Annotated in this window: 1 protein-coding gene; it reads left to right on the plus strand. The window is 50.3% G+C overall.

Annotated elements, in window-relative coordinates; translation table 11 throughout:
• Positions 1-80 precede the first annotated feature (80 nt).
• A complete protein-coding gene (locus PV783_RS17905; RefSeq protein ID WP_420989023.1) occupies positions 81-26,255 on the plus strand; it encodes a Calx-beta domain-containing protein in 26,175 nt (8,724 codons plus the stop codon).
• The last annotated feature ends 20 nt before the right edge of the window (positions 26,256-26,275 follow it).

The following is a 26,275-nucleotide window of genomic DNA, read 5'->3' on the forward strand; positions in this document are numbered from 1 at the left end:
GTTCCTGGAAAGGATCTTTCCCTGTTTGCTATGTACAACATAGCCGACCGGCCCCCTCATTACACAAAGTTTATTGCATTATGTCCCTCTTTAATGTTACGAATCCCGATTCAAGATTTTTCAGCAAAGGCTGTAAGCGTTTGTTGCTGGCACTGTTTGGCATGATGATGACCGTTGCCGCGACTGCAAACAGCTTTCCCGTCACCAATACGAATGACGCGGGGCCTGGTTCCTTCAGACAGGCGATCCTGGATGCAAACGCAGCGGGCGCGGGGCCGCATAACATCGTGTTCAATGTACACGGGCAGATTACGCTCGCGTCTTCCATGCCCACCATTACGTCAAAGAAGCTGACTATCGATGGGCAGAACAAGATCCTGCTGTATTCCACCGGTACCAATTCCGTTATTAATCCCTTTGTGATTAATGCAGATAGTGTAACTATCCGGAATTTTACCATACAGAACAACGGGGATATTGATGTAGACATTTTTCCGAACAGGACAGGTATCACCATTGATAATATACGATCTTTCAGTACGGTTGGTAACTACCTGAATGCATTTATGAGGGTGCAGGGGGCATCAACGGATCTAACGGTAAAGAATATATATTCTACGGATGTAGAACCAGCTAGTAGCGCCGGCCCTGTTATCGGGCGGGCTTTTTATTTTACAAACGGTATGCAGACCAACCTGGTGATGGACAATATCCAGCTGAGCACAGCGGGGAATGTGCGGGGCGCTGAAGGTATTGTGTTCAGGGATGCAGGCGTGAACGGGTTTACACTGACCAATAGTAATATCAGCGGTTTCCAGAATGCAATTGTGCTCGATAATACTGCCGGCGCAGTGGAAACAGCTAATAATGTGATGTTCAGGAATGTGAAGCTTGATAGCTTATGGAGTGGGGTATCGCTGGGTATCTATTGCGATTATACCACTACCAATTTTGAGATTAACCGGACCACGATAGATATGGATGCAATAGGAGCGGATGATGATGGGGACTACGCCATCCGCTTCGATAATACAACAAACAATGTTACACTGGATACAGTAGACATAAATGAAAATGATATCTATTGCATTTGGTTCAATGGCGCCGCCAGCAATATTACGATCAATAAGCTGGAGACGGAGAACCGGGTACCCGGACTTTACGGGGGGAATGCTTCTGTCAGGTTTGAAAGTACCGTAAACGGCTTTAACCTTAGTAACTCCGTGCTGAACGGGGATAAACTTGCCAATACAGATGATGCAGATGTGGGCGTTTCATTTTTGGCGGCTGCTACGGGAGTCACCATCAATAATGTTACTTTTAATGAATTCGATGTAGATGGTATTACTGTAGCTGCGGCAGCCACAAATTTCCAGGTAACTAATTCAAAGTTCACCAATAATACGGATGGTATTGAGTTTGGCGGCAATTTCGCCAGAGGCAATGTAGATATCGTTAATTCATCTTTCTATAATCAAACCCGGTCGGGCATCGTGGTAAACGGCGCCAATGCGGTAACAGATGTAGACCTGGCAGGCGATACCCTGGTGAACAACACTAACCACGCCATCTGGTTTTACGGTGGCGCAGGCGTAACGGATGCACAGGTAAGCGGTTGCGTGATACACGACAACAAAGCCACGGGCATTAACAATGACGCCCCTAACAAGGTGATCATCACCAATAACTCCATTTATAATAATACCGGTCTGGGCATCGCGTTGCCAGCCGGTAACTGTACTTACACAGCTGCTGCCGGCAAAACGCCGGTACTGGTTTCATCCACCGCACAGGGGGGAGGGCAGTACCAGTTGCAGCTCACGATACCAAATATAACAGCCGGTGCGCAATACACGGTAGATATTTACGCCAATGATCCCGCTACGAACAAAACGAGCGGGCAATATTATGTTACGACGCTAACAGGATTAGCCGCTGGTACTTCTACACAAACGATTACTTATAATACAGGACCCGGCGCCACCGGCATCGGTTTCTGGACAGCCACGCTTCGCATACCCGCCAATAATTGTGGTACATCGGAGTTTGGCAACAGCATCCCTATGACCTTCCAGGGGCCTGCCTGTGTAAACAGCGGCATCCGGGCCTGGTACCGGGCGGATCAGGCAGTGAACGGCGTGAACTGGGGCGATATTTCCGGGAATGCCAATCATATGATTGTGACAGGTGATCCGGACAATACCACCGGCATGGTGAACTTCAACCCCGCCATTTATTATGATGGTAACGACGCGCACGTAGTACCTGCTTCGGCTGGTGTAACGGGCGCTTATTCCATTATGGGTATGGGACTCCTGGAAGGCTCACAAACCGGCCGCGTATTCACCAGTTCCACCGGTAATAAATTATTGGGCTGGCACGCCGGGTCGGAAAACCGGCTGTATTCGGAAGCCTGGTTGAATACCGGAAATGCAATAACCGCAAAAGGTAAACTCTACTCATTTGAAAGGGGCGCAACCGGCGCATATGAATTTAAAGGCAACGGGGTTCTGCTGAAAAACGGTGCGGCTTCTGATGCCGGCGTATGGACCCTGGATGTGGGCGGTGCATTTAACGGTGAATTTTCAAAAGTATTGATCCCCGAAGTATTCATCTACAACCGTGATCTTACTCCTGCAGAAATACAGCGCATTGAATCATACATGGCGCTGAAATACGGTATCACGCTGAATGCGGGTGCAACGGATTATATTACCAGCGATGGCGCTGTGCAAATATGGACCGCTGCTTCCAATACAGGTTACGGCACGCGCATCACCGGTATTGGCCGCGATGATTGCAGCATGCTGAATCAAAAACAATCGCTGAGCCAGGATACCGGCATCGTGACCATTGCATTAGGAAATGCATTGGCTGTTTCCAACGCTGCCAATACAAATACTTTCACACAGGATAAATCATTCCTGGTATTTGGTGATAACAACGGTATTACCAGTTACTTTACTGCGGTAACCAGCACAAACGCCACACAGCGTATGGGCCGCGTTTGGAAGGTACAGAAAACTGCCGGCTGGGATAATACCCAGCAGGTAACCCTGAAACTGGACGGCGGTACAGAAAATAATTACCTCCTCATCAGCACAGACGCTGCTTTCGGTACCGTTAGCAAAGAATTGAAACTGAGCAGCGCCGGTACCATAACCCTTTCCAGCGCCGATCTGGCCAATGGTGCTTTCTTCACCTTTGGTAAACTGCAGCGGTTCCCCGGTGGGGTAGCCAACAATCTGCAGGCATGGGTGAAAGCAGATGCAGGTGTCACAGTGGTTGATGGCAGCATCCTCAAATGGGAGGATCAGGCCGCGCAGAGAGAATGGCCTTTAGCCCTTGCTAATGCACCGGTTGGCTGGGAAAACAACCCCGTTAACTATAACGCCACTGTCAACTTGCCCGGAACCAACTATTTCAGCGTACCAAGATTCACTGAAAGCTATACTGCCGGCGAAATATTCTCTGTGCAAACTTCTACCCTGGCGCCAACTTCCACTACACAGAGTTACCCGTTTGAATTCGGTGGGGATCCAAGCACGCTTGCCCCAACCTTCTATTCTTATAACGGTACCCACTATACGCACTTTGGTACTAACTCACGCCCTGGTTATTCGATAGGAGGCATAAATATAAACCGGGCGCATATATTAAATAACTGGAGCGCTCCCGGCGACTGGGCAGTGAGCTTTGATGGAAAAACGATCGGCAGCAGCGCAGCCTTCCCGGTTATTTTCAGCAGAGGAGGAGCATCTAACTCTGCTATCGGTGCGGGGCATAACTCCATGTTCAGCGGGCGCCTTTCTGAAGTGATTCTCTATAACAGGCGGTTAAACGCCACTGAGCGCGCGCAGGTGAACAGCTACCTGGGGCTGAAATATGGTATCACTGTGAAAACAGCAGCGGGTGCTTCTACCGATTACATCGCCAGCGACGGCAGTACCCGGATGTGGACCGCGTCTAAAAACACCGGTTACGGTGAACGCGTCACCGGCATCGGCAGGGATGATAATGGTACTTTGCTCCAGAAGCAGAGCCGGTCGCAGCTGGATGGCGCCAATGTAACCCTTTGGGTGGGCAACAGCTTTGCATCCTCCAGTGTGGAAAACTCCGGTGTTATAGCCAACGACCGTTCTTTCTTTACGTTCAGTGATAATGGCCAGCCGGCTACGTATAGCCAGGCCGTTACAGGACTGGGCAATATTACCGTGCGCATGGCACGTGTTTATAAGATGGATCGCACCAATTGGGCTAATAGTCCTATCGGGATGGCATTGATCAGCGGAAATACCACCAGCTACCTGTTGGTGAGTAACGATGAAACTTTCGGAGCAGGAGATCAGGCATATGTGCTGGATGAAAAAGGTCAGGTGGCGCTCAACAGCAACCAGCTGCCGGATGGTGCCTATTTCACTTTCGCTAATGCACAGGCTGCACCGGCTGGTATAGCAGCGGGCCTGGAAGTATGGGTTCGTGCGGATAGCGCAGTAATGAGCGGCAACAGCGTGGCACAATGGAAAGAGCTGAGCGCTGCCCGTCGTACCTGGGTGCCTGTTAATGGAGGCAATGCTCCCTGGAAGGAAGCATCCTTCAACTTTAACCCGGGTGTAAGCTTTAACGGCAGTGGCGCCAGCGGCAATTATTTCATACAACAGCCGGAGGTCGCCAATACTTTTACTGCCGGCGAGATATTTAGCGTACAAACATCTAATGTTGATGCTGCTACCGCTGGCGTCAATTATCCTTTTGAATTTGGAGGAACTTATGCCAGTAATCAGTCTATATATGTATGGAGCAATAACAATCAATATACTTATTTCGGTTCCGGCACGGCCCGCAGAAACTTTGCTTACCCTGCCAGTGTAAATGTGCGCAATTCACATTTGCTGAATATCTGGAGCGCCACCAACGACTGGGCAGCCGGTATTGATGGAAAGATATTACTGACGGCCAATGCCAACGCGGTAAACTTCGTGTCACCAGTCGGCAACAGAGATTATATAGGAGCCGGTCACAATGCGGTGCACAATGGTGATATACCCGAAGTAATATTATACTCCCGCAAGCTGAGTGCCCTGGAACGTCAGCAGGTACAATCCTATATGGCGCTGCGTTATGGTCTTACGCTGGGAATAGACACGCCTTTGGATTACCTCGCCAGCGACGGCACTACTAAAATGTGGCAGGCTTCCACTGGTGGCAGCTACGCTAAACATATTACCGGTATAGGTCGTGACGACAGAGGCATGCTGTATCAGAAACAATCTGTGAGTTCCGATACCGGCATAGTAACCATTGCTGTGGGTGCGGCAATTGCTACATCTAACAAAAACAATGCAACAGCTATTACCAACGATCTTTCTTTCTTCACCTTTGGAGATAACAGCGCAGCTACTACTTTCCTGACACCGGTAACTGGTATCAGTAATATTAACAACCGCATGGCGCGCATTTTCAAAGCGCAGAAAAATAACTGGGCCGACCAGGATATTACTTTCAAATTGTCCGGCGGCAACGCGCGGACTTACCTGCTCGTAAGCACCGATGCTACTTTTGGTGCAGGGGATGCTACCTACGCATTGGATGCCGATGGTACCGTTACTGTTAACAGCAACGTGCTGGCTGATGGCGCGTACTTTACTTTCGCCAGGGGCATCGCCGGACCGAATGGTGTAAAAGATGGTATTAATTTCTGGTTGCGTGCAGATGATGGCATGTCTGGTGGCAGCCAGTGGAACGATTACAGCAACTATGGCAATAATGCGCTACAAGGGGTAGTGGGCAGTCAGCCTATCACGGATGCAAAAGCACTCAACTTTAACTACGGCCTTGTGTTTGATGGTACGGACGATTTCCTGGATATCACTACTACACGCATTGATCCTGCTACATCCACCATTTTTGCGGTGGGCAGCGGCTTAGGGTTTGCTCCGGCAACACCCAGGGAACTTGTCAGCAGTGGAGCAGTGGGTTCATCTCATGGAATGGAATTCCGGGTTGTTAATACAGGACAACTGCAGTACCTGGAGAATGCCGCAGCACTGGCGGGTGTAGGTGGATTTTTCACTGCCGCACCTGGTAAACCATACATTTTCAGCGCCTCCCAGGCAAACAATACCCCTAACGGTATACGCTTGTTTGAAAACTATACTTTTGACAACCAGGGTACCGTTAATCTAACACCACTCACCGCCAATCTTATTTCTATCGGCTCCCGTACTATAGCCGCCAGGGGACTTTACTGGCAGGGTAATATGGGAGAAGTGATCGCCTATAACCGCGTATTGTCAGATGTTGAACGCCAGTCGGTAGAATCTTACCTCGGTATTAAATACGGTATTACGATCGGTAACGGCGCTACAGATTACCTGGCCACCGATGGCTCTAAATACTGGACCGCCGATCCTGTTTATAAATCACGCATTACCGGTATAGGAAGAGACAACGCCACTGCACTGAACACCAAACAATCGCTCAGTGTAGACACTGGTTTTGTAACCCTCTCCCTGGGTAACAGCATTGCTATTACCAATGAACAGAATACTAATACTATTACCAACGATAAATCTTTCTTTGTATTTGGAGATAACGGGCAGTTAGCCACCTCTTACGGAAATACTATAAGCGGAACAAACGTTACCCGCCGCCTGCCCCGCGTTTGGAAGGTAGATAAAACCAACTGGGCGGATCAGCCAATTACACTCAAAGCGGATGCACCGGGTACGAAAGCATACCTGTTGATCAGTACAGATCCTACTTTTGCTACTATTAACCAGGAGTTGCCGCTGAACGCAGATAAAACAATTACGCTCAACTCCAGCCTGATGCCTGATGGTATCTATTTCACCTTCGGCGCTGCGGTAAAATATCCCGGCGGAGTAAACAGCGGTAGCCTGGTATGGCTGCGCGCGGATCTGGGTACTTCTGCCAACGCAGATAACACACCGATCAGTAGCTGGAACGACTACAGCCCTAATGGGAATAATATGTCACAAGCTACACCGGCCAGTCAGCCGTTGTATTTCAATAATGCTACGAACAACATGAACTTTAACCCGGTGGTGAAGTTTAATGGTGGCACCAATGTGATCAATGCAATGACAGGTGTTTCATTACTGAAAACAGGTACTTACACCGGAGAAGCCGCATTTTTTGCAGGTAGCCAATCGAATACTGTTGCCGCTGTTATTTTTACAGAACCTGCGGGTACAGGCACCCAGTTCACCCTGCATGCCACCTGGTCTGATAATATTGTTTACTGGGATGCTCCTTATATCAGTAACCGTCTTACTTACAACGCAGGAGATATCAATAACCAGATCATCCTCTGGTCAGCCACCAACGACAATAGTCTTGCGGCCAACCGGCAGGCCATTTACCGGAATGGATTAAACGTAGCTAACGGTAATAATAACAGTATACTTACCGGTAACAATACCCCCTTCCAGCTTGGTTGGAACGGTCCCAACTCCTACAGTGGCCGAATGGGAGACCTGATCGTGTATGCAAATGCACTCACTCCAAATGAGCAACAGCGTGTCAATACTTACATGGCCATCAAGTACGGTATTTCGCTGAATAATGGCAACTCTAATTACCTCGCCACCGATGGCAGCACCATATGGAGCGCTGCAACAAACAGTGCTTATAAAAACTATATCACCGGTATCGGCCGCGATGATGCGGAAGATCTTAACCAGAAACAATCCCGTAATACGGCAGATGGCATACAACTGGCTATCGGCCTGAACAGCCTGTCTGAAACAAATACAGGAAATACAAATGCATTTGCAGCGGATAAATCTTACATGGTATGGGGTGATAACGCCGGCAGCAGTCTCTTTAAAACTCCGCTTACTGGTCACCCTGTGGCTAACTACCGCATGGCAAGGGTTTGGAGGGCACAGGAAACCGGTACCATTGGTAACGTACAGGTAGCAGTGCCATACAACGCACTGCCCAATGCTGCGCAAACGTACCTCATCATCAGTAATGACGACACCTTTGATGGAACGGACCAGTTCATTCCGGTGACTGAAACAACGCTCAACGGCGTGAAACAATATGCCGCTACGGTGGATTTAACCAACGGCCAATACTTCACTTACGGTGCGTCTATCAAAACGCCCGGTGGTGTGGTTGGTACCAGTTTGTGGCTGCGTGCCGATGCAGGTACATCCAGCACTACAGACAACAGTGCTATCAATGGCTGGACGGACTACGCGTCAGAACTGAACAACGCTACACAAACAACTGTACCGGCAAGTCAGCCGCTGTACATGAATAATACTGTTAACAACGCCAACTTTAACCCGGTAGTGAAATTTGACGGGGCAGATTATCTGAACCTGGATATTACCAAGCTGCCGTTAGGCACCAGTGCCAGAACATTCTTCGGTACAGGTAGCTTATCCTCCAGCGCCGGCAATGGATATATGCTCGGATACGGCGCTGCAGGTACCAGCACGGCTACCGGTATTGCGACGATTGGCAGTAACGGCACCGCTGATTTTGTGGGATATGCCGATGACGTGGTAAGTGCTGCCGGTAACTGGCAGGCGGGCATGTTTAATGAAATGGTGGGATCATGGGCCGGCAATGGCGGCAATGCCACCTTGTACAGTAAAATGAAAGTGTTGGGCGGGCCACTGGCGAAAGCCTGGAATACAGGTACCGGCGGCGCCCAGGTAGGTAGCGCTCCGTGGGATATCAACCAGTCCTGGAACGGTACGCTGGGAGATATTATCGTATATCCCGTCGCGTTAACTGCCACTGAACGACAACGTGTATCCACTTACCTGGCTATCAAGTACGGCTATACGATAGATCAAACTGTTGCTACCGATTACCTGGCTACCGATGGCACCACTAAAGTATGGGATGCTACGGCCAATGCTACTTATAAAAACAATATCACCGGTATCAGCCGCGATGATGTGGAAGGACTGGTACAGAAGCAGAGCAGGAGCATCAATGCAGGCTTCCAGCCCACAGTGGGTCTGGGCGGCATTGCTGCAAGCAATCTTGCCAATACCAATACATTCGCAGCAGATAAATCATATATGGTGTGGGGCGATGATGGCGCCAGCACTTTATTTACCACCGCCATCACCGGTAGCTCCGCTGTAACTACGCGTATGGCGAGAATCTGGAAAGTGCAGGAAACAGGTACCGTTGGTTCGGTGGCCATTTCCATCCCGAAAAATCAGCTGCCGTTAAGCGCTACCACGCCTTACCTGGCAATAAGCAGCGATGCTACTTTTGACGGGGCAGACCAGTTCATCCAGCTGTCTGAAGGAGACGTGAACGGCGTTCCAAGCTATTCAACCACCCTTGATCTTACCAATGGCCAATACTTCACTTTTGCCAGCTTCGTTACCTCACCGGGCGGTGTGCCGGGTGAAAAGCTGTGGGTGAAAGCAGATGCAGACGTACAGGTGAATGGCAGCAACCAGGTAGAACAATGGTTGAACCAAAGCGGTACTATGGTGACAGAACTCCGTGCTGCACAACCAAGTCATACAGATCCGATCACTGCTTCGGCAGATATCGTTCGTGTTCCTAACGGTATTAACTTTAACCCGGCAATTGATTTCACCGGTGCATTGGGCAAATCGCTTAAAGGAAATGACGCCGCCAATTGGAATACAACAGCCGACTTGTCTATATTCTCTGTAAATAAACCGGAAGCCTTTCCTCCAAACGGGCTGACAGGCATCTTCAGTTCCAACGGTAACTGGTCAGCAACGGGTGCATCCGGCAGAGGACTGCTGTATAGCTCCACTGGTAATTTCAGTCTCGACGGCTCCGGATGCCTGGTGGCGCCATCCACTCCTCCTTATGCAGGTCCAATAATCGCCAGGGGTATTTATGTAAATGCCAATAACCCGCTGAACGGACGCACCTGGCTAAATGGTAGACAAAGTGCCCTCGGTGCAAGCTGCGGCACTGGTGTAGACGGTTCTTTCTTTGAAATAGGAGGCCGCACCACAGACAATACTTCACTGGACAACCGGATCTTCAACGGTAAGATCCCTGAAGTAATCGTATACAAATCCGCGCTCACGCCTACACAGGCGCAGCAGGTAGAATCATACCTCGGTATCAAATACGGTATTACGCTTGACCAATCAGCGGCACAGAATTACCTGGCCACAAACGGCTCCGTGATCTGGAACGCTACCGCTAATAGTACTTATAAAAACAACATCTTTGGTATTGGTAGGGATGATGCAGAAGGGCTTGTACAGAAACAATCCCGCAGCGTGCATACCGGCTCTATCCTCACTGCCGGTATCCGTTCCATTGCCGCTACCAATGCAGATAACACCAGTACTTTTGGTGCAGATAAAAGCTATCTCATACTCGGTAGCAACAGCAATGCGCTCACTGTAACCGGCACCGACCTGCCGGTTGGCAGCTGTATCGCTGAACGTCTCACCCAGGAATGGAAAACGCAGTTCACCAATTATGATATCAGCACGCAACCACTCAGTTTGCAGTTCGATCTGAACGGCATTACCGTAGGAGGTAGCGCAGCCGCCGATTTCACCATCATGATCGACCAGGATGGCGACGGTAACTTTGCTACCGGTACAGTTACTGAAATACCAGCTACCGCCTTTAATGGAGGTGTGGTGAGCTTCGAAAATGTAAGCGCACTCACAGATGGTGTGGTGTTTACGCTCATTACCAGTCATCCTGAACGCACCGCCAACCTGGTGCCGGATGCTACCGTGAGAACAGTAGCCGCCACCTGTATCAATAACGGCACACTTTATTTCATTGATCCTTCTGATCCTAATAAATACATTGCTTCCATTGCCCTGAACGGCAACACAATGGACGTAACCAAACTGTCTGCTATTGTAGATGTGAACAGGGATATGACCGCAGCGCTGGGCAAAAACAGCGGTACCGATTATGGTACGCAGTTAATGCGCAGACTGGTACAGATTACCTATACCGGTGCTAATCTGACCCAGAACAACGGCGTAACGCTTCGCCTCTTCTGGAATCCTGTAGAAAGAACAAATGCAGAGAACATGCTTTCCGGTACCCGCGGCGTAACAGGCGCACAACGGTGGACATGGTTCAAGCATGCCGGTGACATTACCGCTACCCTGGCCGATCTGGCTCCTCAGGGACTGGCGAATATTACCGAGATCGCCCCATCTGCTACCGGTCAGCAGGATGGCGTGGAATACGTTGAATTCAGCGGTATTCAGAACTTCTCTACTTTTGGCGGTTTAACTGCTGTCAAAGAAGTACTGGCCATCAACAAAGTACAGGACGGTACAGAAGGTACACAGAACGGTTCCTTTAGTATCAGCTTGCCTGCATCCATAGTGGCCACAGAAGATATTACCGTGAACTATACCGTAACAGGTGCCGCGGCTAACGGCACCGACTATACGGCACTGAACGGCACTGTAACCTTCCCGGCGGGAAGTAACAGTGTAGCCTTGCCCGTAGTGGTTACCGATGATAACATCCTTGAAATAACAGAAGACGTAACAGTTACGCTGAACGCCGCCACCGGCGCTACCAGCGGCAGCAGTTATAATATCAGCGGCACACAGGCTGCTGCCTCCCTGAACATTAATGATAACGACAGTAATAATCCTGCTAAAACAACCGTAGGCGTAACCTGGAGCAGTGATGCTAAAGAGCCGGCTATCAACGGCGCCTTCAATGTAAACCTGCCAGCGGGTGTTACCGCATCGGAGGATATTACCGTGAGCTATAGCACTGGCGGTACCGCCACACCAGGCGCGGATTATGGCGCGTTGAGCGGATCAGTAATCATCCCTGCGGGCCAGAACGGTGTAGCCGTGCCGGTTATCGTAAGCGATGACCAGCTCGTGGAAAAAGCGGAAACAGTGTTGTTGACCGTAACAGGCGGCACCTCCACCAACTTCACCCTTACACCGAGTACTGCTGCCGGTAATGCCACCGTGAATGTAATAGATGATGAAAACATACCGGCCAACCTGGTACTGAGTATCGCCAAAACGGCCGATGCATCAGAACCGGCAGCTAATGGTGGCTTTACCATCAGTTTGCCGGCAGGTATTATTCCTACTGAAGACATTACCGTCAGCTACAACATAGGCGGTACAGCCACAGGTGGGTCTGATTATACCACCCTTACAGGTACCGTTACTATACCGGCTGGTCAACCAAGTGTAGCCCTGCCCGTTAGTGTAACCGACGACCAGGTGATTGAGATTCCGGAAACCGTGCTTGTAACGCTTACCGGCGGTACCAGCACCAGCTTTACCTATACCGCCAGCACTACCAACGGCAACGCTACTGTTACTATTGCTGATAATGATAACATTGCCACCAACCGTATACTGAGCATCGTTAAAACAACTGATGCCGCAGAACCGGCTAGCAATGGCGCTTTCACGATCAGCCTGCCTGCGGGTGTCACCTCATCAGAAGATATTACCATAGCCTATATACCTACCGGTACTGCCGCCAGTGGCACAGATTACACCGCCCTGGGAACAACTGTTCTGCTGTCTGCAGGACAGAATAGTGTGTCCTTACCGCTCACCGTTGCTGATGATAAGATCATTGAGATCCCAGAAACCGTTATTGCAACGGTGACCGGCGGTACCAGTACCAGCTTTACTTTCACTGTGAGCAGCACCAACGGCAGCGCTACAGCGAATATCGCTGATGATGATAATACCGCGGCTAACCGCGTTTTAGGCGTGATCAATGCCGGAGGCGATGCTTCCGAGCCAGCCACCAACGGGGCCTTTAAGATTGGTCTGCCAACAGGTATCACTTCTTCAGAACCTATTACTGTAACTTATACGATAAGCGGCTCTGCCCTTGGCGGTACCGACTATACTTCGCTTACAGGTACGGCGTTAATACCTGCCGGCCAGGATAGTGTGTTGGTTCCGGTAACTGTGATCAATGATCAGCTGATGGAAAATACCGAAACGGTTACCATCACGCTCACAGGTGGTACCAGCACCAGCTTTGTTTTCACCACCAGCCCTGCCAATGGTAATGCTACAGTGAATATTAATGATGATGATAACACCCCGGCCAATCGTGTGCTGAGCATCACTAAAACTATTGATGCCGCAGAACCGGCTACCAACGCCGCGTTCAAGATCAGTCTGCCTGCGGGTGTTTTACCTTCGGAAGATATTACCGTGAATTATACCATAGGTGGTACTGCTACCAGTGGTACAGACTACACTGCGTTAAGCGGCTCGGTAACCATCCCGGCAGGACAGAACAGTGTTGCACTGCCTGCAAATGTGATCAACGACCAGGAGATAGAAAGTACCGAAACAGTAGTAGTAACGCTCACCGGCGGTACTTCTACCAACTTTAATTATACCGCCAGCACTACAAACGGCAATGCTTCTGCAAATATCACCGATGATGATAACACTACCGCTAACCGTGTGCTGAGCATCAGCAATAACGGTAACGCAGCAGAACCTGGTACTCCTGGCAGCTTCACCGTAAGCCTGCCTGCGGGAATCACTTCTTCTGTGCCTGTTACCGTGAATTATTCTGTAGCAGGAACGGCTACTGCCGGCACTGACTATAACACCATTGCCGCTGTAACCATACCGGCTGGTCAGAATAGTGTAGCCGTACCGGTTACTGTTATCAATGATATGATCATTGAACCGACCGAAACAGTTGTTGCGACTATTACCGGCGGAACCGGTGGTAGCTTTGTATTCACCGCATCCACAACAGCTGGAAATGCTACAGTAGACATTACTGACGATGACTATACAGCCGCTAACCGCATGATAAGAGTGCAGGTAGCCCGCGATGGGGCTGAAGGAGGCAGCTCTATCAGATTCAATTACCTGCTTGCTCCGGGAGTAACCGTTTCTCAAAACGTAACGATAAATTATACGGTAAGTGGTACCGCAATATTAGGTACAGATTATAACGGCCTGACTCCGTTCCATTTCAGCGGAACAGCTACTATTCCAGCTGGTGCTCTGGGTTCAGCTTCAGCTGGTACCATAGTGGACGATCAGATTATAGAAGGCACAGAAACAGTAGTAATAACTCTTACCGGCGGCTCTGCCGGTGGCTTTACCTTTACCCCTGATCCGGTTGAAGGCAGCGCTACGGGAAACATTATCGATAATGATGATAACCCGGCCAACCGCGTGCTCAGCATCACCAAAGCAGGTGATGCCGCCGAACCGGCAACAAACAATGTGTTCAACATTAAGCTGCCTACAGGGGTAACGATTGCCCAGCCTGTTACGGTGAACTATACCATAAGTGGCACGGCTACCGGTGGAACGGACTACGCTACCCTTAGCGGCACCGCTACCATCCCCGCCGGTGCAAACGGTATTACACTGCCTGTAAACGTGATCGATGATAAACTCATTGAGAACGCCGAAACAGTTGTGGTAACTATTACCGGTGGCACTGCCGGCAGTCTTGTTTTCACTGCCAGCCCTACCAATGGCCAGGAAACAATGAATATCACGGATGACGACAACACTGCCGCCAACCGTGTGCTCAGCATTGTGAAACAGGCAGATCTTGAAGAACCTGCTGCTAATGGCAGCTTCAAGGTTAGTCTCCCTTCAACTATACTCTCATCAGAACCGGTAACGGTTAATTATACAGTTACAGGTAGCGGTACTAATGGTACCGACTATACCACATTAAGTGGCAGCGCTATTATACCTGCGGGTCAGAACAGTGTGGTGATTTCTGCAGATGTAAAAGATGATCAGATTATAGAAGGTACAGAAACGATCACCGCCACCATTACCAACGGCGCCAGCACCAGCTTCGCCTTTACCGCCAGCACTACCAACGGCAGTGCTACGGCTAATATCCTCGATGATGATAACATTGCCGCGAACCAGGTACTGAGTGTGGTGAATGGCGGCGATGCGTCAGAACCAGGTACCAACGGCGCCTTTACGATCAGTTTGCCTACAGGTTATACAGCAGCGTTACCAATTACCGTAAACTACACAGTAGGAGGTACCGCGGGAAGTGGTGTGGACTACACCGCGCTTACCGGCACGGTAACCCTGCCTGCGGGTCAAAACAGTGTATCCGTACCAGTTAGTGTGATCAACGACCAGCTTGTGGAAAACACCGAGACGGTGATACTCACGCTGACCGGCGGCACCAGCACCGGCTTCACTTACACTGCCAGCACTACTAACAGCAATGCTACCGTAAATATTACTGATGATGAAAACGCACCGGCCAACCGTGTGCTGAGTGTTACCAACACCGGCAACGCGGCAGAACCGGGTACCAATGGTGAGTTTACTATTAGCTTGCCTACCGGTATCTTACCATCAGAAGACATCAACGTCACCTATACAATTGGTGGTACAGCCACAGGTGGCACCGATTACACCGCCCTTACAGGTACCGCTGTAATCCCTGCCGGCCAGAATAGTGTAACCGTTCCCGTAACCGTTACCAACGATCAGATCATAGAAGGTACAGAAACCGTGATCCTTACTGTTAGCGGTGGCACGAGCAGCGGCTTTGCATATACCGCCAGCACTACCAACGGCAACGCAACGGTGAATGTGACGGATGATGATAACACCGCTGCCAACCAGGTACTGGCTGTTACTAAAGCAGCCGATGCGGGAGAACCATCTACTAACGGTAGCTTTAAAGTGAGCCTGCCAACAGGCATTACCGCTGCCAACAATATCCAGGTAACTTATACCATTGCCGGTGGCACCGCAACTCCTGGTACAGACTACCAGGCTATTACCGGTACCATCACCATACTGGCCGGTCAGAATAGTGTATCCGTTCCCGTGAATGTGATAGACAACACCGTGATTGAGCCGGATGAAACCGTGATCATGAATATCACCGGAGGTAGCGACGCACTGTTTACCTACACCGTTGCAGGTGGCGGCGGCTCTGCTACCGTGAATATCACCGACAATGATCATGCTGCCAACAGCAATATTGTGTTACTCACCAAAGTGTCCGATGCTCTAGAAGGCGGCACTAACGGGCAGTACAGGATTTCCCTGCCACCGGGTGTTACCAGCTCTGAAGATGTGGTGGTGACCTTTGCTAATAGCCCGATGGGAGGAACAGCCGATAATACAGTTGACTACAACTTGTTGGGACTGTCGGGTGGTAATATTGTGATCCCGGCGGGAGCCAATGAAGTGTTCATAGATGTTGACGCCGGTAATGACGGTGCGGTTGAAGGACCGGAAACCGTGATACTGACACTCACTGGCGCAGCTTCCAGCAGTTATCCGTTTACCATAGATCCTTCCGGTAACGGAGCGGTAGTAAATATCATAGATGCCAATGCTGCCAGCAGTACGCCGGTGCAGGTAATTCCAGGCACCAATGCCTCAGAACCAGCTAACAACGGCTCATTTACGGTGAAGCTGGCGGGAGTGGCTACTTCTGCATGGCCTATTACGGTAGGGTACAGCGTATCCGGCACTGGTGTATCCGGTGTGGACTATGAAGCACTCGGCACTATCGTGATTCCGCCTAATACCAATGCTATATCAGTAAATCTCAAGGTACTGGACGACCAGATCATTGAGCCTACTGAAACAATGACAATCACGCTCTTGTCGGGCAGCGCTACAGATGGTGGTGGTAACGCCTACATCTTCCCGCCGGATCCGGCCAACGATGCGGTTACTGTAAACATTGCAGATGATGACGCCACTGCTGTGAACCAGGTATTGAAAGTGGTGAAGACCACTGATGCCGCAGAACCGTCTACCAATGGCGCCTATACGATAAGCCTGCCTGCCGGTTATACTTCCGCTGCCAATATCACGCTGTCGTATAACATGACTGGCACTGCCATACGTAATACCGACTATTCAGTTTTCACTATTACCCTGCCGGCCAATAACAACAGCATTACCATACCACTGGCGGTAATAGATGACAAGATTATTGAGAAAACGGAAACGGCTATATTAAACCTTACAGGTGGTACAGACGGTAACTCATTCACCTACAGTGCAGATGCAGCCGGCAACACAGCCAGCCTGGATATCGCTGATGATGATAATACCAACGCAAATAAAGTATTGCTGGTAACCAACACTGGAGATGGTGCAGAGCCGTCTACAGATGGGGAATTCACTATCAGTCTGCCTGCAGGTTACACCTCATCTGAAGACATCGACGTTACCTATACCATAGCTGGTACAGCCACAGGTGGCGACGATTATACCACGCTGTCCGGCACCGCGCGGATACTTGCTGGTCAGAACGACGTGAAGGTGATTGTAGACGTAAAAGACGATCAGATTATAGAAGGCACAGAAACCGTAGCGTTGACCCTTACAGGAGGCACCAGCACCAGCTTTGCCTTCACGCCTGCAAGCGGCAGCAGTACGGCTACCGTGAACATCGCTGATAACGATAATACCGCAGCTAACCAGGTAATCAGCATTACCAAAACAACCGATGCAGCTGAACCAGGTACTAACGGCGCATTCACTGTTAGTTTGCCAACCAGTGTTACATCGGCCCTGCCAATAACAGTAAATTATACCATCGCAGGTACCGCCGTTAACGGAACAGATTACACTACACTCACCGGCTCTGTTGTAATACCTGCCGGCCAGAACAGTGCACCTGTACCGCTGACCGTTACAGACGATAAGATTATAGAAGGAACAGAAACAGTGATAGCTACTGTTACAGGTGGCACTTCTCCGGCCTTTGTCTTCACGGCAAGCACTACCAATGGTGATGCTACTGCAAATATCACAGACGATGATGGGGTAGCGGCTAACCTTGTACTCAGTGTGGCTAAATCAGCAGATGCTGCTGAACCGGGTACCAACGGCTCGTTCCGTATCACCCTGCCAACTGGTTATACTTCATCAGTGCCTGTCACGGTGAACTATAACGTTACAGGTACTGCCACTACCGGCAACGACTATACGGCATTGAGCGCTACGGCGATCATACCTGCTGGTCAGAATGGGGTATCTGTACCGGTAAATGTAAAAGATGACCAGATCATAGAAAATGTAGAAACTGTGATTATGAGTCTCACCGGCGGTACTTCTTCCGGCTTTACCTTCACCGCCAGCACTACCAATGGTAGGGATACCGTGAATATTGCGGATGATGACAATACACCTGATAACCTGGTGCTGAGCGTGATCAGGACCACTGATGCAGCAGAACCATCTGCTAACGGTGAATTCAGGATCAGCCTGCCCACAGGTGTTACCGTTGCAGAAAATGTAACCGTAAACTATACCATTACAGGTAGTGCAGTGAATGGCACAGATTATACAAACCTCACCGGTACCGTGGTGATCCCGGCCAACCAGAACACCGTAGTGGTGCCGGTATTGGTAACCAATGACCAGATCATTGAGGGAACCGAAACGGTGACCATGACGCTGAACAGCGGTACCAGCACCAACTTCAACTTCACGGCCAGCACTACCAGCGGTAATGCTTCTATGGATATTGAAGATGATGATAATACACCGACCGGTCTTGTATTGAGCATTGCGAAAAACACAGATGGCGCAGAACCGTCTACCAACCCAACGTTCACGATCAGTTTGCCTACAGGATACACAGCATCTCAGAATATTACAGTAAACTATACCGTAGCCGGTACCGCCACCAGCGGCAGTGACTACACCGCTCTTAGCGGCTCCATTGTACTCACTGTCGGTCAGCCGAGTGTAACGCTGCCGGTAGCAGTAAAAGATGATAAGATCATTGAAAACACAGAAACGGTGATCGTAACATTAACGGGCGGCAACAGTACTAACTTCAACCTGGTGGCAAGCAGTACCAACGGCAGCGCTACCGCAGATATTACTGATGATGAGGCCAGCAACCCAGCCAACCTGGTACTGACTATCGCACAAAAAGCAGATGGAGCAGAACCAGCTACCAATGGCGCCTACACGGTGAGTTTGCCTACCGGTATTACCGCGGCTGAAGGTATTACGGTAAACTATACCGTAACAGGTACAGCTACCGCCAATGCTGATTACACCGCCTTAAGCGGTACAGTACTGATCCCGGCAGGTGATGAAAGTGCAGACCTTCCTGTGGTTGTAACAGACGACAAGATCATTGAGAATACAGAAACAGTGACCACAACCCTCGCGGGTGGTTCTTCTGCCAGCTTTACCTTCACCGGTACCGGCAATGCTACCGTGAATATCACTGACAATGATAACGTGGCAGCTAACCTGGTACTGAGTGTTGCTAATGCAGGAGATGCCGCAGAACCTGGTACCAACGGTTCCTTCAATATCACCCTGCCGGCAGGATATACAGCGGCTGAAAATATCACCGTTACTTATACCACAACGGGTACTGCCATCAGTGGTACAGACTATACCGCACTTGCAGGTACAGCGGTGATCCTGGCAGGACAGAACGGAGTGGCCGTTTCAGTACCGGTGCAGGATGATCAGCTGATAGAAAATACCGAAACCGTGATCATGACATTGAACGGCGGTACTTCCACCAACTTCACACTTACCGCCAGCACTACCAATGGCAGCGCTACCGTGAATATTACAGACGATGATAACACGGCCGCTAACCGCGTACTCTCTGTGGTGAAAACCACCGACGCGGCAGAACCAGGCACAAATGGCTTATTTACCATTAGTCTGCCCGGAACTGTTGCCGCAGACGAAGCCATCACCGTGAATTATACTATCAGTGGTAGTGCTACCAGCGGTGCAGATTATACCGCGCTGAGTGGCTCGGCGATTATTCCTGCCGGTCAAACCAGTGTAACGGTAACTGTACCGGTGATCAACGAACAGGTAATTGAAACTACCGAAACCGTGGTTCTCACGCTGACAGGTGGTACCAGCACCAGCTACAATTTCACTGCCAGCACCACCAGCGGTAATGCTACCGTGAACATTGCAGATGACGACAATGTGGCGGCTAACCTCGTGATCAATGTAACCAATCCTGTAGACGGTGCGGAACCAGCTACCAATGGCACATTCACAGTAGGACTGCCGGCAGGATATACTGCATCAGAAGATATCACGGTTAGTTATACCATAGGCGGTTCCGCTACAGGTGGCACTGACTACACCGCCCTGGGTGGAACCGTGGTGATCCCTGCTGGTCAGAATAGTGCACCGGTAACCGTAGTAGTAACCAACGATAAGATTATAGAAAATACAGAAACAGTAATATTAACGGCTACGGGAGCTACCTCCACCAACTTCACGCTCGTGGCAAGCAGCACCAGTGGAAATGCTACCGTGAATATCGCAGATGACGATAACACGCCGGCCAACCGGGTACTGGGCGTAAGTAACGCAGGCGATGCAGCTGAGCCGGCAACAAACGGCCGCTTCAGGATCGGTTTGCCTGGAGGAGTAACCTCGGCCGAAGATATTACCGTGAATTATACCGTAAGTGGTACCGCCACAAGTGGAAGCGACTACAATACCCTTAGCGGTACGGTAGTGATCCCTGCGGGACAGGATAGTGTAGACGTACCAGTGAGTGTGATCAATGATCAGATCATTGAAAACAATGAAACCGTGATCCTTACGCTTACAGGTGGTACAAGCACCAGCTTTACCTTCACTGCCAGCACTACCAACGGTAATGCTATTGTGAATATTAATGATGACGATAACACCGCTGCAAACCGTGTGCTGCTGGTAACCAGAACAGCAGACGGCGCAGAACCAGGCACCAACGGCAACTTCAATGTAAGTTTGCCTGCCGGTATCACTGCAGCAGAAGATATCACCGTGAATTACGCCATCACCGGTACCGCCGCAAATGGTACTGATTACGCCAACCTTACCGGTTCAGTACTCATACCTGCCGGTCAGAATAGTGTAGCCGTACCAGTTACCGTAACAGATGACCAGATCATTGAAGGCACAGAAACTGTGATCATGACGCTGACCAATGGTACATCTGCCAGCTTTGCATTCACTGCCAGCACTACCAGCGGTAATGCTACCGTAAATATTGCAGATGATGATAACACGGCTGTTAACCGCGTACTGGTGGTAACCAACACAGGCGATGGCGCAGAACCGGCTACCAACGGCAGCTTTAGTATCGGTCTGCCTGCCGGATTTACTTCTTCAGAAGACATCACTGTTAACTACACCATAGCAGGTACTGCTACGGCTGGTACAGACTACACCGCTATCACAGGAGTGATCACCATCCCTGCCGGTCAGAATAGTGTAGCCGTGCCCGTGACAGTGACAGATGACCAGATCATTGAAGGCACCGAAACTGTGATCATGACGCTGAACGGCGGTACATCTACCAGCTTTGTATTTACAGGTACCGGTAACGCCACCGTGAATATTACCGATAATGATAACATCCCGGCTAACCGGATTCTTAGTGTAGCCAAAGCTGCCGACGCATCAGAACCGTCTACAGCCGGTACATTCACTATTAGTCTGCCTGCCGGTATTACCGCATCTGAGAACGTAACGGTAAATTATACTATCGGCGGCACCGCCACCGCAGGTACTGATTACACTACGCTGAGCGCATCGGTAGTGATCCCTGCGGGTCAGAACAGTGTGACTGTTTCCGTACCGGTGATCGACGACAAGCTGATAGAAAATACAGAAACAGTGGTGATGACGCTGAGCGGCGGATCTTCTGCCAGCTTTACTTTCACCGGCACCACCAGCGCCACTGTAAACATACTGGATGACGACAATATCCCGGCTAACCGCATACTCGCTGTAGCCGCTACTAAGAACGGCGCAGAACCAGGTACGGATGGTGAGTTCACCATCAGCCTGCCTGCAGGTATTGCTTCTTCAGAAGCGATCACCGTGAGCTACACCATCAACGGTACAGCTACCAGCGGAACAGATTACACCGCCCTCAGTGGTACCGTGGTAATCCCTGCCGGTCAGAATAGCGTAACCGTACCGGTACCGGTGATGGATGACCAGATCCTGGAAAATACCGAAACAGTGGGTATGACCATCACAGGTGGTACATCTGCCGGCTTCACCTTCACCGGTGGCAGCACAGCAACCGTGAACATCACAGATGATGAGAACACCGCGGCTAACCGCACCCTCGTTATTGTGAAAACAACAGACGGCGCAGAACCGGCTACAAACGGTAGCTTCACGATCAGTCTGCCGGCTGGCATTGTTTCATCCGAAAGCATTACGGTAAACTATACCGTAGGCGGCACTGCCACCAGTGGTACGGATTACACCGCCTTAACCGGTACTGTGGTGATCCCTGCGGGTCAGAACAGTGTAGTGGTTCCGGTAACAGTAACAAATGACCAGCTCATTGAGAATACCGAAACCGTAGATGCCACTATCACAGGCGGTACTTCTGCCAGCTTCACTTTCACTGCCAGCACTACCGGTGGTAATGCTACCGTGAATATCACGGATGATGAGAATACAGCGGCTAACCGTGTGCTGAAGGTATTAAAGACAACAGACGCAGCAGAAGCTGCTACCAACGGCGGCTTTAACATCAGCTTGCCTGCAGGTATCGCTTCGTCTGAAGCTATCACCGTTAATTACACGATTAGTGGTACTGCTACCAGTGGTGCAGACTATGCGGCCATCACCGGAACGATCACCATCCCGGCGGGTCAGAACAGCGTGAATGTACCGGTTACCGTAATCAACGACCTGTTGATTGAGAACACCGAAACCGTGATCATGACGCTGAACGGCGGTACGTCTACCAGCTTTACCTTCACAGGTACCAGTAACGCCACCGTGAATATTACGGACGATGAGAACACAGCAGCGAACAAGGTGCTTACTGTAACCAAAGCAACAGACGGATCAGAACCAGCTACCAACGGCGGCTTTATCATCAGCCTGCCAACCGGTATCGCTTCTTCTGAAGCTATCACCGTTAACTATACCATTAGTGGTACCGCAACTGCCGGTACAGACTATACCGCCATCACCGGCACCATCACGATCCCTGCTGGTCAGAATAGCGTGAACGTACCGGTAACAGTAATGGATGATCAGTTGATTGAAAACACCGAAACGGTGATCATGACACTGAACGGCGGAACATCCACCAGCTTCACCTTCATCGGTACAGGCAATGCTACGGTAAACATCACCGACGATGAAAGCGATCCTGCCAACAAGGTGCTGAGTGTGGTTAAAACCACAGACGCCGCAGAGCCGGGAACAAATGGTGCATTTACCATCAGCCTGCCTGCAGGTGTTGCTTCTTCTGAAGATGTTACCGTGAACTATACCATCACCGGCACTGCCACCAGCGGAACAGATTATACGGCCCTCACCGGCACGGTAGTGATCCCGGCAGGACAGAACAGTGTGAATGTACCGGTAACAGTAATAGATGATCAGCTGATTGAACACACCGAAACCGTGATCATGACACTGAACGGCGGTACATCCACCAGCTTTACCTTTACAGGTACTGGTAATGCCACCGTGAATATTACAGATGATGAGGATACACCGGCTAACCGCGTACTTACTGTAACCAAAGTAACAGATGCTTCAGAACCGGCTACCAACGGCGGATTTAATATCAGTCTGCCTTCAGGTATCGCTTCTTCCGAAGACATTACGGTAAACTATACAATAGGTGGTACCGCTACCAGTGGTGCAGACTACACCGCCATCACAGGAACCATCACCATCCCTGCAGGCCAGAATAGTGTAGCCGTTCCCGTAACCGTGGTAAATGACCTGGTAATTGAAGTAACTGAAACCGTGACGATGACGCTCAACGGCGGAACATCCACCGGCTTCGTCTTCACCGGCAACGGTAATGCTACCGTAAACATCACTGATGATGAAAGCAGCACACCAGCCAGCCTGGCACTGACTATCGCCAAAGGAACAGATGGTGCAGAACCATCCACTAACGGCAACTTTACTGTGAGCCTGCCTGCAGGTATCACTTCATCTGAAGACATCACGGTGAACTATACCGTAACCGGTACCGCTACCCCGAACGCAGATTACACCGCCCTTACAGGTACGGTAGTGATCCCTGCGGGTCAGAATAGTGTATCCGTTCCCGTAACCGTAACAGATGACCAGATCATAGAAGTAACAGAAACAGTAATTGGTACGCTTAACGGCGGTACTTCTGCCAACTTCACCTTTACCGGCACTGGTAATGCTACCGTAAATATCACTGATAATGAAAGCAGCACTCCGGCCAGCATGGCGCTGACCGTTACTAAAGGTGCAGACGGCGCAGAACCGGCTACTAACGGCAACTTTGTTATCAGTCTGCCGGCAGGCATTACTTCTTCAGAAGCTATCACGGTAACCTATACCATTGCTGGTACCGCTACTGCGAACGCAGATTACACCGCCCTTACAGGTACGGTAGTGATCCCTGCGGGTCAGAATAGTGTATCCGTTCCCGTAACCGTAACAGACGACCAGGTGATAGAAGGTACAGAAACTGTGATCCTGACACTGAACGGTGGTACCTCTACCAGCTTTACCCTCACAGGTACCGGTAATGCTACCGTGAACATCACGGATAATGAAAGCAACCTGGTGCTGAACGTCACCAAAAACGCCGACGGTGCAGAACCGGCTGCTAATGGAAGCTTCAGTATTGGTTTACCAACAGGTGTTACCGCTTCCGTGGATATCACCGCCAGCTACACCATAGCAGGTACGGCTACAGGTGGCGCCGATTACACCACCCTCACCGGTACAGTAGTAATCCCGGCAGGTCAGAACAGCGTTACCATACCGGTAACCGTAACCGACGACCAGCTGATTGAAGGAAATGAAACAGTAATTATCACAGGAACCGGCGGTACTGCTACCGGCCTGGTGTTCACACCAGGTACCAGCAATACTGTTACGGTGAACATAGCAGACGATGATAACACCAACCTGGACCTGGTGGTTAGTGCCACTACACCAAATGCGGCAGAACCAGCCACACCGGGAGCGTTTACGATCAGTCTTGCCAGCGGTAAAATACCTGTTGAAGACATTACCGTTACTTATACCATAGCAGGTAGTGCTACAGGTGGTACTGACTACACCGCCCTCACAGGCACGGTAGTAATCCCTGCCGGTCAGAATAGTGTAGCCGTTCCCGTAAGCGTAACAAATGATGACCTGATAGAAGCGCCGGAAACAGTAGTACTTACTGTTACCGGTGGTAAGTCGGGCAACGTTAACTACACCGCAGGTACTAACAGCACTGCTACCGTAAACATTGCAGACGATGATAACACTAACCTGAACCTGGTTGTTACCGCCAGCAAACCGGATGCGACTGAGCCGAATGTCAACGGCGAGTTCACCATCAGCCTGGCCAGCGGCAAGCGCACAGCAGACGCCATCACTATACAATACATGATAGGTGGTACTGCCACGCCGGATGCTGATTACACCGCCATTACCGGCACGATTACCATCCCGGCAGGCGCCAGCAGTGTAACCGTTCCAGTGAGTGTGCTGAACGACAGTGAAGTAGAAACACCGGAAACAGTGGTATTCATGCTCACCGGCGGACAATCGGCCAGCTACACCTTCACGAAAGGTGCTGCCAGCGACGCTACTGTCACTATCACAGATACCGATAAACTGGCAGGCGACCTGGTTGTAACCAAAGAAATCGTGGCGCCGGCGGTTGGACCTTACCGCATGGGTCAGAACCTGACCTACCGCATCACCGTAAGGAATGCGGGTAACATACCGGTAACCGCTGTGAAAGCAGAGGACCGCTTACCGGTACAGCTGGATGTGCCTAGTCATACTTCCGCAGAAAGAGGAGAAGTAGTGGTAACGCCGGCGACTAAACTGATAGAATGGAATATCGGCGACCTGGCAGTTGGAGCTTCCGTACAAATGACGCTGACAGCCCGTGTAATAGAAGGCGGACAGCTGATCAACGAAGCCACCGCTTACAGTACAAACATGCCGGATGCCGATAGTACCAATAACGTAGGGGTGTCTGCGGTAGGAGTAGAAGGTTCAGACTTATCCTTCCCGAATGTGATCACGCCAAACGGCGATGGCAAGAACGAAAGGTTCGTCATCGGCGGGCTGGAGAAATATCCGGGTTCTGCGATCTACATCTTCAACCGTTGGGGTGGACAGGTGTACCAATCGAAGGATTACCGTAACGACTGGGACGGTTCCAACCTGAACGAAAGCACCTACTACTATATACTGGAAGTGAAGAAGGAGAGTGGTATTAAAAAGTATAAAGGCTGGATAACAATACTGCGGTAAAAGACAATAAAAATATTATC

Source organism: Chitinophaga sp. CC14, from assembly GCF_048957795.1.
In the GTDB taxonomy this organism is placed as follows: Bacteria; Bacteroidota; Bacteroidia; order Chitinophagales; family Chitinophagaceae; genus Chitinophaga; species Chitinophaga ginsengisegetis.